General features: G+C 42.0%; 11 protein-coding genes. 1 reads left to right on the forward strand and 10 read right to left on the reverse strand.

All coding sequences use genetic code 11. The features are described from left to right. The 8 genes from ABD76_RS18355 to rfbA form a co-directional block, all read right to left on the reverse strand. A partial coding sequence (locus tag ABD76_RS18355; protein WP_197256132.1) for an IS630 family transposase occupies window positions 1-502 on the reverse strand: 502 nt, incomplete at its 3' end. Window positions 503-709: 207 nt separating this feature from the next. Next, entirely contained in the window at window positions 710-1,621 is a 912-nt protein-coding gene (locus tag ABD76_RS18360) for an NAD-dependent epimerase/dehydratase family protein (RefSeq protein ID WP_197258641.1), read from the reverse strand. A 15-nt stretch (window positions 1,622-1,636) separates the two neighbouring features. Beyond that, window positions 1,637-3,835 (reverse strand): glycosyltransferase, encoded by a 2,199-nt coding sequence (locus tag ABD76_RS18365; protein ID WP_275100827.1) that lies wholly within the window; start codon window positions 3,833-3,835, stop codon window positions 1,637-1,639. 5 nt (window positions 3,836-3,840) lie between these two features. Then, on the reverse strand, window positions 3,841-5,574 hold the full coding sequence (locus ABD76_RS18370; RefSeq protein WP_197258643.1) for a glycosyltransferase family 4 protein: 1,734 nt from the start codon (window positions 5,572-5,574) through the stop codon (window positions 3,841-3,843). Between the two features lies 1 nt (window position 5,575). Beyond that, a complete protein-coding gene (locus ABD76_RS18375; protein ID WP_197258644.1) occupies window positions 5,576-6,688 on the reverse strand; it encodes a class I SAM-dependent methyltransferase in 1,113 nt (370 codons plus the stop codon). 14 nt (window positions 6,689-6,702) lie between these two features. Further along, window positions 6,703-8,025: an ABC transporter ATP-binding protein gene (locus tag ABD76_RS18380; RefSeq protein ID WP_197258645.1), complete on the reverse strand. Its 1,323-nt coding sequence runs from the start codon at window positions 8,023-8,025 to the stop codon at window positions 6,703-6,705. A gap of 22 nt (window positions 8,026-8,047) precedes the next feature. Continuing rightward, the gene (locus ABD76_RS18385) at window positions 8,048-8,836 is read right to left on the reverse strand and encodes an ABC transporter permease (RefSeq protein ID WP_197258646.1); all 789 of its coding nucleotides are present in this window, start codon (window positions 8,834-8,836) and stop codon (window positions 8,048-8,050) included. Then, window positions 8,833-9,720 carry a glucose-1-phosphate thymidylyltransferase RfbA gene (gene rfbA / locus ABD76_RS18390; RefSeq protein WP_197258647.1) on the reverse strand — a complete coding sequence of 296 codons (888 nt, stop codon included), beginning with the start codon at window positions 9,718-9,720 and terminating at the stop codon, window positions 8,833-8,835. Before rfbA ends, ABD76_RS18385 begins: the two co-directional genes overlap by 4 nt. A gap of 265 nt (window positions 9,721-9,985) precedes the next feature. Between rfbA and ABD76_RS18395 the strand changes: the two genes are divergently transcribed. Beyond that, entirely contained in the window at window positions 9,986-12,451 is a 2,466-nt protein-coding gene (locus ABD76_RS18395; protein ID WP_242069634.1) for an O-antigen ligase family protein, read from the forward strand. A gap of 35 nt (window positions 12,452-12,486) precedes the next feature. Here ABD76_RS18395 and galU read toward each other — a convergent pair whose 3' ends face one another. Beyond that, window positions 12,487-13,383, reverse strand: coding sequence for a UTP--glucose-1-phosphate uridylyltransferase GalU (galU, locus tag ABD76_RS18400; RefSeq protein WP_197258649.1), 897 nt, complete (start codon window positions 13,381-13,383; stop codon window positions 12,487-12,489). A 188-nt stretch (window positions 13,384-13,571) separates the two neighbouring features. Then, window positions 13,572-16,091, reverse strand: coding sequence for a U32 family peptidase (locus ABD76_RS18405; RefSeq protein ID WP_197258664.1), 2,520 nt, complete (start codon window positions 16,089-16,091; stop codon window positions 13,572-13,574). Window positions 16,092-16,813 lie beyond the last annotated feature (722 nt).

A 16,813-nucleotide genomic window follows, 5' to 3' on the forward strand; every position in this document is an offset into this window, starting at 1 on the left:
TTTTTAGAGCCGGAAACGTTTCTTCGACAAACTGTTGTTGTTTAACAGGGTCTGCAGCGGCAAGCGTATACGTCGGTTTCGTATAGCTCATGCCCATATGTTCCATCATCTTCGAAACGCCGCGCAGCGAATAGGTACATCCATACGTACGCTCAATGTAGTCTGCTATCAGTTGCAACGTCCAATTGAATTTGGCGGTGAATCCAACGTCTGCTGGCACCTGGTTCACAATGACTTGCTTCAATGCGTCCCGCTGTTCTTTCGTCAGGCGTGGGGATCGCCCGGGAGAGAATTGCATGGCCAAGCCCGACAACCCTTCTTTTTCATAGGCGCGGATGTAAAGGCGAATAGTTTTCTCCGAACGACAGATGATCGTGGCAATCTCGCGTACAGACTTGCCCATTAATCGTAAACGTACGGTTTGAAGTCGCTCGTACATGCGGCGATCCTTCGTCGTTCTTATTCGTTCTTCAACTGCAGCCAGCGCTTCCTTGTTATCCATCTCATTCACCGCCTCATTCAGGGTATTTCTGAATTCGACAATGATGGGACAAAACCCTCCTGTTATGGAAGTTCAATAGTTTATTCTATATAGGTAGACCTAACAGATAATATAAATGAAGTGCTAACATTACACTTACAAATAAGTTGATGAACTTTAGCAATACTCTGTATGTTTTATCCATTCACTCAGTTCTCCCTCAACAACTCACTCTATTGTCAACATATTTTGAATACCCTCGTTCAAAGAAACCTGTGGCCTCCACATTAATTCTTGCTTAATTTTCGATGTATCCAAGACATTTTTTTTAACATCTATACTCCGTGGCTCTAAATACTTTATAAAAGCCTTTTTCTTCGTAACCATTGATATTTCTTCAATAATTTCATTTAATGTATGCCCCTTGCCAGAACCTAAGTTGAACACCTTCTCTTGCCCATAATAATGAAGCAATCTGCATAATGCATCAACCACATCGTTTATATGAATATAGTCTCGTGTAATTGATCCGTCTCCCCATATATGAATAACTTCTTCATTAATAATTTTTTTCAAGAAAATAGGCACAACTCCCTGCCCTTTTTTCCCTTCTTGTCCTTTTCCATAAGGATTCGACAGCCTTATTATGGAATAATCAATTCCATACTCATGGTTGTAAAGTTGCAAGTATTTTTCGATGGTCATTTTTTGTATACCATAAGAACATATCGGGTTTAGTGGATGTTCTTCAGGGATAATATCAAAAGAGGAATTTCCGTAAACAGTTCCTCCAGAAGATAAGAACACTGTTTTGATTTCCCTTCCCATACTCACAATATCATCCAGCAATTGAATTGTTGGACATACATTTGTTTTAATATCAAAAATTTTATCTTCATTCGATGTTGAAGGAATCGTAGTACTAATCAAATGAAAAACAACGTCTATTCCATCAAGGTAAGGCCTAAAATTTTGTGTTTGTACAAAATCGGCTTCAATAAATTCTACATTTTTCATGTAGAGTTTATTGAAGTTTTTAATACTTCTGTCTATTATTCTTACATTATGGTTTTGTCTAAGCAACTCTGTACATAGATTTGAGCCGATAAAACCATTTCCACCTAATACCAGTACATTCATTTACAGTGCCCCTTATTACTTGAACATTTTGTTTAATTTCAATTTCAAAAAGATTTTAATTAATCTATTACCCCACTTAGAATTGGCTACTCTCATCAGTTCGTATTTAATAGAGTTATTTTGCTGAACATCACTTACCGCTTGCTGCCTATTAGAATATTCAACTGGGGGATGCTCAAAAGTGGGGTTGTTCCATAAATATCCAGGCCCGTTCGCAACCAATAAGTTATATATTTCCAAACCATGTTCCTTGTATAATTTAGCGTGGTGCAGAGATAATTGATCCAATAAATATACAACCATATCTCGATTAAATTGCCTGGACATTGATTCCGGCCTAACCCGATACTGAACCAATGGTTCTGGAATACTAATACCAGAACATCCATTTTCACACATACCAATCCAACCTTCGTAATCTTCTAATCCATACTCCATAACGGTTCTATTTAATCCAAAGTTAATAAAATCTTGTCTTCTCACAACAACAAACGCTGTCAACATATTCATTCCAAGGAAATACGGGAATTCCGTATTGAATGTCGGCCAAATTCCTGTACGAGCTCCGAAATATTCTACCCAACTGTAGACGAAAGAAATATTCGAGTAGGAATCCAATAAATCAATTGCTTTCTCATAAAAGTTTTGATTTACAAGATCATCCGCATCTAAAAAAGCTACATATTCTCCATTAGCATGCATAGCTCCCACATTTCTCGCATTTGCTAATCCACAGTTTTCAATGTTTAGTATGTTGACTTTTGGATTATTCATCTTCACTATATCATTTAGCACTTGTTTTGACTTTGCATCTGTCGATCCGTCGTTCACAATGATAATCTCAAAATCTTCATAAGTGATTTTCAGAGCACTATCCAAGGTTTCGAGAAGATAGTCACCAAGATTGTAGAAAGGAATAATAATTGACAGTAACCCCTTCTTACTTTCAACTTTCTTTATACTTTCCGATTTTAATGGAATTGATTGACTAATAGGATATAGTTTTAAATTATCTTTTTTAAGCACTCGACTATAGAATTCATGACGCTTTTGATAATTGGACTCAATATTGCATAAGAATTTAATACGTTCATATCCATGTTTTCCGATGATCTGTAATTCCGTGTTTTCTTTCTCTAATAATTCTAATGCCTTTGATTCGAAATCATTTTTTATATCCCAATCAAAAATATATCCATTCTTTCCGTGTTTAGAGACCATCTCCGCTTGTCCACCACTACTAGATACCAGTACCGGAATGCCTGAATTCATTGAAATGATACAATTATATGGGTAATTTTCATATAAGGAAGGAATTACTGCTATTCTTGCCTTTTTTAATTCCTCATTTAACTGACTTGGCTTCACTGAATCCTTAAAAACTAGCAGTCCCTTTTCTATCCAACGCTCATATTTTTTCTTCAGCCATTCACCTAACTTAACTGCTCTAGGCGAAAAATAAGTATCTCCACCTAATAGTGTTAGCTTATAATTGTATCCTTGAAGCCATAAATGCTCCATTCCCTGCAATAACTGAACCACGCCTTTACGATACTCAGTCCTTCCTAAATATAACAAATCAGTCACGTGTTCATGTTCCGGTTCCCAAATTGGCTGGGAAGCCGTATTAAATGGGAGCGAAATAACTTCTATCTCTTTGTGTGGAATAAATGGTTGAATTTTATGTTTGAGAAAATCACTTTGCGTCACAATTCCATCAGCCGCGTTTATACAGAATTTCTCCATTTGACCAATCCAATACGTTGGGAACTCATATCTTGGTAATTGATTAATACGAGCTAATTCAAAGGTAGGTGTGTGAAGATGTACTACAATTTTAGTTTTTTGCAACCTAGGATCCTTTAAATATTTCCTTTGGAGCAAATAATACCCAACCGCATTGTAATCCTGCACTTCAATAATATCTGGAGAATTTCCGTCTTTATCGATTAAATCTAACGTTTCTTCTGCATACTGATACGACAATGCTGCCCAGTACCCTAAACATTGATATTGTTCTCCTAACATGTGTTGAAAACGGTATATACGTAAATTTTTACTTGGATATTCGATTGCATATTGATGAGAATCCCGAACAATAACCGTTACGTCATGACCTTTTTTTGAAAATGATGCTGCAACTTGCTCGATATACATTGAAATTCCACCCCCAAAATCAGGTGGATACTCACTAGTTAAATACCATATCTTCATCTTGGTTAATATTCTCTCTTTCTTATTATTTGCTTAATTAGAAATTTTCTACTTCGTAACATTTGTTTCAATTCTTCTATGTTTCTACATTGTTCATCATTTTTATTTGTTAATTCTTGCATAGTCTGATATTGTTCGACATTCTTATTTGTTAGTTCTTCTATCAGGGTTTGTTTATTCATTAGAGTTAACTTAATATCCTCTAATTCCTGAAGATACTTAGTTATCTTTTCTCTCATGTCACCTATTTGAATTTCATACTCCCGTTCCGATTCCTTTTTTTGCAAAACGAGTTTTTCCCATTCATTTAATACTCGTATGTTTTCTTGCTCCATATTTTTTATTTGTTCTCTTAATAACTCAATGTATTCCTTATTTTTCTCCCATTCTCCAATCAACCGCTTGTTTTCTTCATCTAGTTTCGTATAATCGATTATGTGTTGCTCGGTAACTCTCGAACCTTCTTTAAATAAATGGTTAATCCGTTCTATACATTCCAGTATTACAATCTCTTGAATCTCTATCGAATGTGCTTTAGGCCCACTCTTGAAGTCGTTAATGATTTTCTCATAATACTCTATTTGAGCAGGATACAAATGATCTATAGAAAAAAATTTCGACCGTTCTTTAGATAGTTTTGATAACTCATCTCTGTATTGTTCATTTTTCAACAACCAATTTATTTTATTAGCCAAATCCTTTGAGTCACCATTAATAAAAGATACACCGTACTTGTCCTTTATAATTTCCATTAAAGCAGTGTTAGTGCTTACAATGACTGGAGATCCCATCCTCATTGCTTCAACACAGACATTACCAAACCCCTCGAATCTCGAAGGAAAGATACTAGCATACGCGTGTCGATAATAATTCATCAGTTGTTCCCGTGCCATAGGAGATTTCCATATAAAGCGATGCTTCAGTTGACTTGGAATTAAGTCAAGCATTTCATCTTTCATCATTCTGTTACTTTTTTGATTTAGTATGTCTCTACCAATAATTACAAAATTAACATCAGTATCATTTTCATTTATAACTTGAAGAGCAGATTTGATAAATATATCGATACCCTTGAGCTCTTCCAGCCGACCAACAAATAAAACATACTTATTTTGAAATAACAGTTCTTCACCTAATTCTATTGAGCCTGGTTCTGGCGTATCAATCATATTATATACAATATCAATATCATTACGTTTTAAGCGGGCGGAAATTGTATTTCTCATAAAATTACTTATAGAATATATATAATCAACGTTTTTAATCACGAAATCTTCTTGCAACGTTAAACGACTCTCCGGTGTAACCAATTGATTAGCTATATTACATTCATAAGTTGGGGCATGCAATTTTACAACAAAAGGGATATTCTCAAACTCTCCTCTAACACGCTTATAGAGCAAAGGGTAGAATCCTTCTCCAAAATAGTCCGCAAATTCAACTAGACTAATTTCTTCTTCTTTCGTCAGCTTCTTTAAGTGATGATAGACACTCATTGAATAAGCTAAAATAAAATCATCTATAATCTTTGATTCTGTTTCTAAATCAATTCCTATAATATTAATACTAGGTTCTTGATAATATTCACTTAAAGCACACTCAACTTGATTACTTTTTGAGGTAATAATAAAAACTTTATTACCATTCTCAACCAATGATTTAGATAGATTATGAACATAAACGCCAATGCCCGCCTTTTGGAAAGGATATAATTCGCGGGAGACCAAGCAAATATTCATATTAATCTACATCCTTTAAGTTAACTGCAATATCAATTATTTTTTGATTTTTACTGTATAGATCTACTTTCAACACAGCGTTATTATTTGCAATTATTTCTACACAGCCACTCCAGGGATGTGATAAACATTTTAAGTTTAGAGTATCGCCTATTATTTCGAATTCTATTTCCGCACCATGTTGGCTTGCAATCAAACAAGTTCCTGTTGCCGCATCGCGATCATTTCTTATCATCCAAGCTCCATCTTTCTTCACCTTTTTTAAATCCAGTGCCGGAATCTCATTTGATGAAATATGGTATATCCAAACTTCGCTACCTTGTGTACTCTCATTTAAAGAATTACAAACTCTTATTTTAGTTAAATATCTTTCGCTATTTTTCGAGTTCAATATTTTCAGTTCCCCTTCAAAAAGGATAGATTCCAATTGACTCACGCTATCCCTTTTCTTATTTTCCAGAAATAGTAAATACTCATTTGTTGAATCCAACTCGTATTTTGCGTGTTCAATTTCTTTATCTATAGTGTGTTGATATAATAATTCATTATTTGGAATTCTCTTACTTGATACCAAAACAGTAACATAATCCCTGCCAATGAAGTCCTTAAACACTTTCTTTCTAATAATTGAATATTTATCAAAGTCTTCTAATTCCCACTCACTTTTATGCTCTTCATATTCATTCCCATACAAACAATCCTGTTCCCAATCCCCCCCAATAGGTATGTTAATCATCACGAAATCCGAAATTTTAAGGGAAATATCTAATAGTTCGTAACCTTCTTCTTTATAAAAATGTTCCAGTACATCCCCGAAAATTATCAGGTCATATTTTGTGGTGCATGATCTAAAAAAGTCCCTTGCGTCTTGTGCCCAAATTTTTGAATAAAACTCTTTATGGTAATTTTCGATATTTGAAGGAAAAGCCTCTATTCCCTCGACATGGATATTCCAACTCTCTTTTTCAACCTTCCCATTCCAAACATCCAGAAACTCTCTAGAAATAATTCCCCATCTGCCAAAACCAACACCGACGTCTAGTATTGAACTAGGACTAATTCTTCTTATCAAGTCGACACAAAATGATATATTTTGCCAATTTGATGTTCCCATTCCCCGTCTCCTTCCTAGTCAATTTTGTATTCAATGTCGTAATTCTGATAATACATATACCATACCGGTCTTTGTGGATTATAAACGCTCTTAAAAGAATAACCTAAATCTACGTGATCCAAAATGGTTTGATCAGCAACATTCCTTGTATCATTAATAGTAACGCCCACGCTAAATGTCATGTCGTGCTTTAATATATTCGGAGATGTGAATTTTACAATCATACTTTGATTTTCTTCAAAGACAGGGAATTTTATTTTTTCCTCATACGTAGTTGTCCCCGTGACATCTATACCATTTTTATCACGTATCCTAATACAACAATTTAAATTCTCAATAGTTTTAAATGCTTTAAGATGAATTTCTATTATCATTAATTCCCCGAACTCAAAATGATTAGCTATATTACCGTTTTTATTTTTCATTGTTATTTTTTTGATGCGAACATCGCCTGTACCGTAACGTAAGCTTTCAAAAACAGAATCTTCTCTTGGTGATTCTAATGGTTGGTTTACTATTTCTTTACTAGTTTCGGTTGATTGATCTTGAAGATTGCGAGATGCATCCGCATTTTTACTCGCAATTTCTTCCTCTTCTGATTTGTAAATTTTTTTTCTCGTATCCATTAGATATAAATCTGTAACTTCAATGGCACTGCCATCTGCTTTTATGTTTCCGTTCTCAAGATAAATGCATCGGCTACATAAGCTCTTTATTGCGAAGGTATCGTGACTAACAAAAATAACCGTTGCGCCCTGTTCAATCAATTCTTTCATTTTATTCATACATTTATGCTGAAACCCCATATCTCCAACTGATAAGGCTTCATCGACAATTAAAATATCAGGATCAATATTTATCGCAACTGAGAATGCTAATCTGGCATACATCCCGCTCGAATACGTCTTTACTGGTTGGTGTATAAACTCGCCCAAGTCTGCAAATGAAATTATATCCCCAATTTTTGTCTCCATTTCTTTCTTTGATATTCCGACAATTAAGCCATAAGTATATATGTTTTCAATACCTGAATATTCAGGATTAAAACCAGAGCCCAGTTCTAAAATAGCAGATACCCGTCCAAACACTTCAACATTTCCAGAATTGGGTTGGATAATTCCGGTAATTATTTTTAATAATGTTGATTTACCGGAACCATTTTTCCCGATAATACCGACATTTTCTCCTTTTGAAAGAGTAAAGCTAATATTATTAAGTGCAAAAAAGTCTTGATGGTATACTTTCCCGCCTAGACTCAATGCTTCTTTCAGCCTATCTTTGGGCTGACTATACATTCTATAAGTTTTTGATACATTATTGACTTTAATAATTTCCATTCTAGCAGCCCCCTCATCCACTTTATAACACATCTGCAAAATGAGGCTTTAATCTACGGAACAAAACCTTGCCAACATAGAAGACAACCCCAGTCGTAATCCAAAAGAAAAGAGTACTTAATGGTCTTTCCCAAAACCAAACTTTATATACTAGTGAATCACGATAGCCCTGAACAATATAAAATGCAGGATTCAATTTAAAAATTGTAAGTAATTTAGGAGAAAGAATCTCGTAATTCCATACAACAGGTGTTAACCAAAATCCAAATTGTAAAACGATAGCTACAATTTGTCCAAAATCTTTAGAGAATGGTACCAATGATGAAGTTAGATAAGAAACACCCAAAGAAAAAACAAATATACTAAACGAATAGTATAATATTTGTACACTATATATGGTTACCGGAAGAGATATAGAAAAACATACTACAAATAACAAAACTATAAAAAACAAATGTACAAATAAAGCAACCATCAACCGCACTAATGGTAATATGTTAATATTAAACATTACTTTTTTCACCAAGTAGTTATAGTCTACGATACTCATGGTTGCGCCTAGTACAGCATCTGAAAAAAAGAACCATGGGATAATGCCACAAATAAACCAGATGAGATAAGGGACATTTTCCACTGGTGTTGCTCTAAAACCCACCTCAAACACAAACCAGAATATAAGGATGGTTATTAAAGGTTGGATAAATGCCCATAGAGCCCCCAGGTATGAACCAGCATATCTATTTTTGAAATCATTTTTCGCCAAGCTTATAATAGTACTCTTATACTGAAAGATCTCTTTAAGAAAGTTCATTGTCCCTCCAAAGTTTCAATCGTCTGACTCACTCCGATTAAGTAACGTCCATAATTTGTTTTTAACAAAGGCTCAGCTAGTTTAAGCAATTTGTCGTTAGTAATCCATCCGTTTCTAAATGCTATTTCTTCAATGCATGCAATAAAAGTACCCTGCCTTTTTTGGACTGCAGCGACAAAATTCGATGCATCCAGCATTGAATCATGTGTTCCTGTATCCAGCCACGCCATCCCTCTACCTAGTAGCTTTACTTTTAAATTATTTTCTTCCATATAGAGTCTGTTTAAATCTGTAATTTCTAATTCGCCCCTTGCCGAAAACTCCAGCTTTTTCGCTTTTTCAATAACGGAATTATCATAGAAATATAAACCTGGTATTGCATAATGGGATTTTGGAATTTTTGGTTTTTCTTCTAGAGAGACCACTTTTCCATTAGCATCAAATTCAACGACTCCATATGCAGATGGATCCTGTACATAATATCCAAAAATACAAGCACCGTTTTGTAGAGCTCCCGCCTCCTTTAAGCAACCAGAAAATCCTTGACCCCAAAAAATATTATCTCCTAAAACCAATGCAACGTTATCGTCGCCTATAAAATTCTCGCCAATAATAAACGCCTCTGCCAGCCCGTTCGGCGCCTGTTGTACGGCATATTCGAAGTTCATACCCAAGTCGTTCCCGCTTCCAAGAAGCTCCTCAAAATGCGGTAAATCACGAGGAGTGGAAATGATTAATACATCTCGAATACCAGCTAACATCAATACTGAAAGTGGGTAGTAAATCATTGGCTTATCGTATATTGGCGCCATTTGCTTTGATGTTGCCTTGGTGATTGGGTAAAGTCTGGTTCCTGAACCACCTGCTAGAATTATACCTTTCATTATGGACACTCTCCCATTAATTTTTTCATTTTATTTATTGATCTATTTAATATTACTAATAAGACTTTGATATATAGAGTTTTCTTATAAACTTGTCTATCATTGGAATTCTCCATATGTTTATTTTTTCCATCATACCCAACATACCTGAGTTTGCCCAAATATACTGCTAGTAACGAATATCCAATTTGGGTGGCCTAAATAGAAGTTCTCGCCTACCTATGGTATTATTATGATCGTAATTTACTTGCAAAGGAGAATAACTTTGTCTACATATGGCTATGGGGCAACAAAGCCCAATCAAAATATCGACAACAGCAACCATTTTTCCCTGTCTCATTGGGGATGTGTAGTTACTCTTATTCTATTCTTAGTTTGGTCACCATTTCAGTTCGGACTATTCAATGCACAAGACACATACTTTGAAAATCCAATTTATTGGTCCATTCTCATAGCTTCTATTCTAGCATTTTTGGCATTGGGAATCCTGTTTCAGTTTAAAAAAAGAAATTATGACCAGTCTGACGTGATTACTCTCTTTGTATTTTTACTTCCTTTAACCTACGGAGTTTCGTCATTATTCGCAGCTTCCAGTTATTTAGCGGTAAATGCGGTTTTTATTATGTTAACTTACGCCGTTTTCTTCGCTCTTACCAAACTAACAACCGGCGAAGAAAAAATCAATCGCATCATCCAGATCACGTTAACAGGCTCCGCCTATGCCGTAGTCTGGTTTGGATTGATGAACTGGCTTGGAAATGGGAAACTTGCGGCTGCATTGATTGGCTGGTTTTCTAGGCTTAATGCGGATGGACTATATCAGCAAGCGATTTGGGTAGATGCGAATGGACCTCGTCTTGCCTCGGTGTTCCAGTACCCGAATACGTATGCGGCCTATTTGATGGCATTCTTCTTTGTAGCCGTGTTCTACTTAACGACAAGCCGTAAGGCAGTTAGTCATGCGGTCCACGGTTTTATGTTGGTACCAATTATTCTATCAATTTTATTAACCCTGTCTCGTAGCGGTCTGGTCTTACTGCCAGTGGTATTTGTTTTGGTTCTCTTATTTATAAAGCCGGCACGGCAGATTCTATGGATTGTCCATCTGGCAATCAGCGGCGTGGCGACATTCTTTATTTTGAATACCGTATCCGATATCGGCAATCAAGTACATCTGAACGGAGCAGATGCTTTCTCCTTGAAAGGATGGCTTTATATTTTTGGAGCATCCGCTCTATGCGCTGTATTGTGTTGGATTGTACAACGATTCCTTGCGCCATGGTTGGAAAATAAACTGGAAAACTTCTCAATGAAGAAGTGGGCAAATGCTCTCCTCCCTGTAGGGGGAACCATCCTTGCTGGAGTGCTGTTGTTCTTTTTGCTAGGAACCGGTCTAAAAAATATGCTGCCGGAAAGCATCTCTTCACGTCTTAGTTCAATCAACTTCCAGCAGCACAGCGTGCTTGAGCGGATTACGTTCTACAAAGACTCTATGAAGCTGGTGGCAGACTATCCTGTCTTCGGTGCGGGCGGCGGCGCCTGGAGCGCGTTGTATGAAAAGTACCAAAACAACCCATATGAATCAGCCCAAGCTCATAGCTATTATGCGCAGTATCTCGTTGAGACCGGATTTCTCGGCTTCCTTATATTAATTGCTTTTCTCGGAATCGTTTATTGGAAGTACATACAATCGTTCCGGAACGCGGAAGAGACGAAGCGGAATGGCTATTTCATATATTTCATTTTAGCGACAAGCATTTTGGTACATAGCGTGATGGATTTTAACATGAGCTATGTTTATATCGGGATTATCGTCTTTATTAGCTTGGGAGGAATGACGGCATCAATTTCAACGGAGCCACTTAAGAAAATAAAGCCAGGTACATTTAAAGCGGCTGCGGCAAGTATTTTCGGCATCGCTGGAATAATAATGTTCATCACTTCTCTATTATTTATTCAAGCATCCAGCTCTTATGCGAAAGCGAGAGCTGTCCTGAATGAAACGAGCAATTTTAATCAAACAATGGATTTCTTAAATAAAGCTCTAAAAATACGGGGAACCGTGCCTGAATATGCTGAGTTTAAAGCTGCCTTGTTCCAACAAGTATACGCACAACAAGGAGATGAAGCCTTTTTTGCTGAAGCGGAGCATACACTACGACAGGCGCTGGAAAAACAACCAGGAAACCGATTATTGCTCTTACGATTGATAGAGCTTTATAAGCAAAAAGGAATGGATTCGGAACTTTATAAAGTCTACTCTGAAAATGCTGAGCGCTTCCCGTGGGATATGGAATGGTACGACAAGTATATGGATGCTGCCTTGCGCCAAGGGATGATCGTTTATAACGAATCTCCAGAAAAGAAAAATGAATACATGGATGAGATTATTGCCGCATTGCGCCACGTCGAACAAGGCGTGGAACATCTCAAAACTTTGCCGGAAGGACAGCTTCAGGGGCGAGAATTCAGGGTAACGACCACGATGGCCATGAATGCTGGCCGGGCCTACATTATGAAAGGCGAACCTGGGCAGGGAGCGGAAGCAATGAAGCCTTACCTCAACGAGGATCTTTCGAATGCGGATAATAAGGAGCTAGCCCGCTGGTATGTAGGAGCGACTATCCAGAGCGGCCAAGTCGATCAGGTATGGTATGATAAGTTGCTCAGTGTGGATCCAGAAGAAAAAGAGCGAATTGAACAAGTTGCTGAAATGCGATTTTTAAAATAGTAATAAATGGAAAACGGCCCGTAATGGGCCGTTTTCTACTTTGATTGCTGACAAGTATAGTGGTTTGGCTCCTCTATAATATCCGTTAAGTAATTTATAAGCTCACCTCGCAAATCAGGCCGTTGCAGGGCATAGTGAAGGGTCGTTTTGATAAAGCCCAGCTTCTCTCCGACATCATGCCGCTCCCCTTCAAAGTGATAAGCCAGCACTTTCTCCTCTTGGCTTAGCTCGGCTATGGCGTCCGTCAGTTGAATTTCGCCGTTTACTCCCTCTTTCTGCTGCTCCAGCAGTTCAAAGATACGCGGTGTAAGGATATAACGTCCCATAATGGCCCAGTTCGAAGGAGCTTGTTGGCGGGCAGGTTTTTCAACGAGCTGTTTTGCACGAAGCAGCCGTTCGTTTATTTGATCGCCTGCTACGACGCCGTAACGCGATACGTCTTCCCACGGAACAGGCTGGACCCCGACTATGGGTGCTTCATATGACTCGTACACGTCAAGCATTTGCCTCAGACACGGCGTATTGGCTTCGACGATATCATCCCCCAACAGCACGGCGAACGGTTCATTGCCTATGAACTTGCGCGCACACCAAATGGCATGGCCCAAGCCGCGCGGCTCCCTTTGTCTTATGTAATGGATATCTGCCAGTTCGGACGGTTTTTGAACTTCTTCCAGCAGGGCAAGTTTGTCTCGTTCACGAAGCATATACTCCAATTCGAAAATACTGTCAAAATGATCCTCGATCGCACGCTTGCCTTTTCCCGTAACGATAATAATATCCTCAATTCCCGATGCGACCGCTTCTTCGACGATATATTGAATGGTCGGTTTGTCTACGATAGGAAGCATTTCTTTCGGCATTGCTTTCGTCGCCGGCAGGAATCGGGTTCCAAGCCCCGCAGCCGGGATAATCGCTTTTCTGACCTTCACGAAATTTCCCCCTCTACTTCATTTCTATTCGAAACACCGTTTTTCTTATATTGGTTACGCCTATTATATCGCAAAAACGGTAGACTCGCTTCATAAGGAACTGCAGGTGGAGAGAAAAACCCTCCCTCCTAACAAAAAAGCAGGAACCCACGCAATGCAATGGTTCCTGCCCTATATAAACATTTATTTTACTTCACCAACTGCCCGCGCGTCACGCCGAGCTGGTTCGTCGCCTTCAACGTGCGCCACACTTCGGTGCCGCTGATCTCGGCACGGAGAGCGCGGCCATAGAGGTCGATCACTTGATGGACCTGTTCCGGCGTCTCCTCCAGGAATTCGACGCGGTAGCTGCCGACGCCTAGCTCCATAAAGTGGGTAATGTATTCAGCGCCGGACTGCTCAATGGCGTTGTAGACCGTGTTGCGGCAGCCTTCATCTACCCGGACCGGGTGGGACATGCCGATGCGGTCGCGCAGGGAGACGCGGTGCTCCTCGCACGGGCGTCCGCAGTTCGTGTAATCCGTTCCTTCGCTAAGGAAGGTGCAGTAGACGCAGTGCTCCGTATGGAACATTGGCAAATGCTGATGAATAACGATCTCAAGCAATGAGGTGTCCGTATGGCGGAGCATATCGATCATCTGCTGAATGTTCAGGTCATAGGACGGCGTGATGCAGTCCAGACCCGAGGCGGCGAACAGTTCCACCGTCTTATGGTTGGCGACATTCAGCGAGAAGTCGCCGATGAGCCGCGGGAAGGCTTCGCCCCGCTCAGCGGCTTCGGCCTTCGCCTGCATGTAGAACTGCAGCGCGCCAGTATTGCGGACAAGCACTGCGTCCGGCTTCAGCTTCAGGATGTTCCGGTGGTAGCCATTTTCGCCGGGCATATGGATGCGCGGCGTGACGAGCGCGATCGGCTTGCCGGCAGCGCGGCACGCCTCGATGGCGGCCGGGAACTGCTTGATGAACTCGAAATCGGCGTAGATGAGTTCCGCCTCCGTGTTCACGGCCGCCTCCACTTGCGCGAGCGAGCGGCACAGCGCCGTCAGCCGCGCTTGGCCCGGCTGCACCGCCGTGTGCTCCCGCACCGCGCCGCCGTAGACGTCTACGTCGCGGTGCTCGTATACCGGCGGCTTCGGCCGCTCGCCCGCGAGCAGTTCCACCGCCCGGCGGCGGACCGCATTCAGCTCACGCATCGGCACGATGACGTCGCCTTCCAGGGCGGCGTCCAGCCGCTCGAGCTGATACACCGTTCCGCCAAGGCGGCCGAACTGCTCCTCCAGAAGCGCCTGATCCATCGGGCGCTTCCGGGCCGCTTCCAGCGCCAGCTCCGAATCCACCTGCACCGTCGTGCCCTTCGGCACGTCGGTCCACCAGGTGCGGAGCGGCTCGCCGGCGCGGCCTTCCACGCGCACATGCACGGGGAACACGCGATACGGCTTCTCCGTCTCGAACGTGGCCCGCATGCGCTTGTCCAAGGCCGGGTCGCTCGTCTTCCAAATGCGGTCGCCGACCTTCACCCGCCGCAGGTCGACATCGTGGCGTCCCGGCACGATGTCGACCAGCCAGCCCTCCTGCGCCTCGCCGTCCAGCTTGACGCCTTTGCGGCGCAGGTCGTACACGCGGCCGCCCTCCTCCTTCTTCGTCGGGTCGCCCGCGTCAAAGCCAATCCCGTCGCCGCGCTTCAGCGGCGCCTCCAGCTTGCACACGACCCCGTCGCGCAGCACCTGCTCGACGCGGCCGAGATAGACGCCGCGGCTCTTCGGGAACGTGCCGTCCACGAGCTGCTTGTTGTTCGTCCCCTTCAGGAAGCCGTGCGTGAAGCCGCGCGAGAAGCTCTGCTGCAGCTCGCGCACCTCTTCCTTCGTCGGCCCTGCCCAGCGGCCATCGAAATAATCATCGATCGCCTTCCGGTACTTGCTGACCACATTCGCCACATATTCCGGCTGCTTCATGCGGCCCTCGATTTTAAACGACGTCACGCCCGCTTCAATCAGCTCCGGCACCAGATCGAGCGCCGCCAGATCCTTCGGCGACAACAAATACGTCACATCGCCCATCGGCTGATGCTCCCCGTCGACCATCATGTCATACGGCAGACGGCACGCCTGCGCGCATTCCCCGCGGTTCGCGGAGCGTCCGCCCCACATTTCCGAGGTGAGGCATTGTCCGGAATACGACACGCACAAAGCGCCGTGCACGAACACCTCCATCGGAAGCTGCGCCTCGGCCCCGATCTTCCGGATCTGCTTGAGGTTGTTCTCCCGCCCAAGCACGACCCGCTCCAGTCCGTACGGCTTCGTGAACGAAGCCGCCTCCGGCGACGTAATCGTCATCTGCGTCGAGCCATGAATCGGGAAATCCGGCGAAATCTCGCGAATCAGCTTCACCAAGCCCAGATCCTGCACGATGACCGCATCGACCCCGGCCGTAATGCACGCATCAATCAGCTCCTTCGCGTCCGCCAGCTCATTTTCAAATACAAGAATATTGAACGTCAAAAAACCCTTCACGCCATAGCTGTGCAAAAACGCCATAATCTCCGGCAGCTCGTCCATCTGGAAATTGTTCGCGCGCGCCCGCGCATTGAACTTTTCCACGCCGAAAAAGATAGCGTCCGCCCCATTCGCCACTGCGGCCCGCATGCAATCCCAGTCGCCCGCAGGCGCCAGCAGCTCAATATCTTCACGCCGCAGATTCCGGGGCGCCATGCCCGCTTCCTGCATCGCAGCCTTCACGACATCTACGGCTTGTCTATCGTTATGTTGCTTGATTGTCGTCATTACGTTGACCCCCAACCTGAATTCTTCAATTCTGCCTGCTACCCGACAAGGCCAGACATCGAAGATGCCTTACATAGTATAGCGGTCTTTCGGCCAAAACTCCAGTAGCGGCGATATCTTCCTTCCCTGCGGTTGCGCCATGTCTAGCAGCGGCCCCAGCCCCTCTATTTGCCTTCTTCCGATCCCTCTCCCCTCGCTCAGACAAACAGCGTGCTTCCCGCACCAGCTCCTGACTCCAGCCGGTTTCTATATTGTCCGAACCTTCTGCCTCTGAGTCCGCATAACACTAGTAGGAAGACTTTGCTCCTGCCAAACCACAGCAATGAACAAACCATCGGGGACTTTTTCCCTGAGCGACGGGGAGATTGGCTCAAAGAAACTCGAACACATCCCCTTTAGCCTGAAAATAAAGCAACCAGCTCCTCTACCCTGTCTGGAAAACTTCCGTGCACTCCATCTTTACCTTAAGCATTTAGCAGTAGTCTTACATAAGGCTTGTTAACCTGACCGGATGGGAGAATGGAGAAAAGAAGCGCTGCGCTGCCCCTTCACCGCAGCCTGCAACGCAAAGCAATCATCCCCCTGAAGCATTGGGATATCCATGCTAAGCTGTTCTCCCCCTGCTACTCAATACCCAGGAACTACAGAAC

Origin of the sequence: Paenibacillus dendritiformis (genome assembly GCF_015845845.1) — a bacterium.
Taxonomy (GTDB): domain Bacteria; phylum Bacillota; class Bacilli; order Paenibacillales; family Paenibacillaceae; genus Paenibacillus_B; species Paenibacillus_B dendritiformis_C.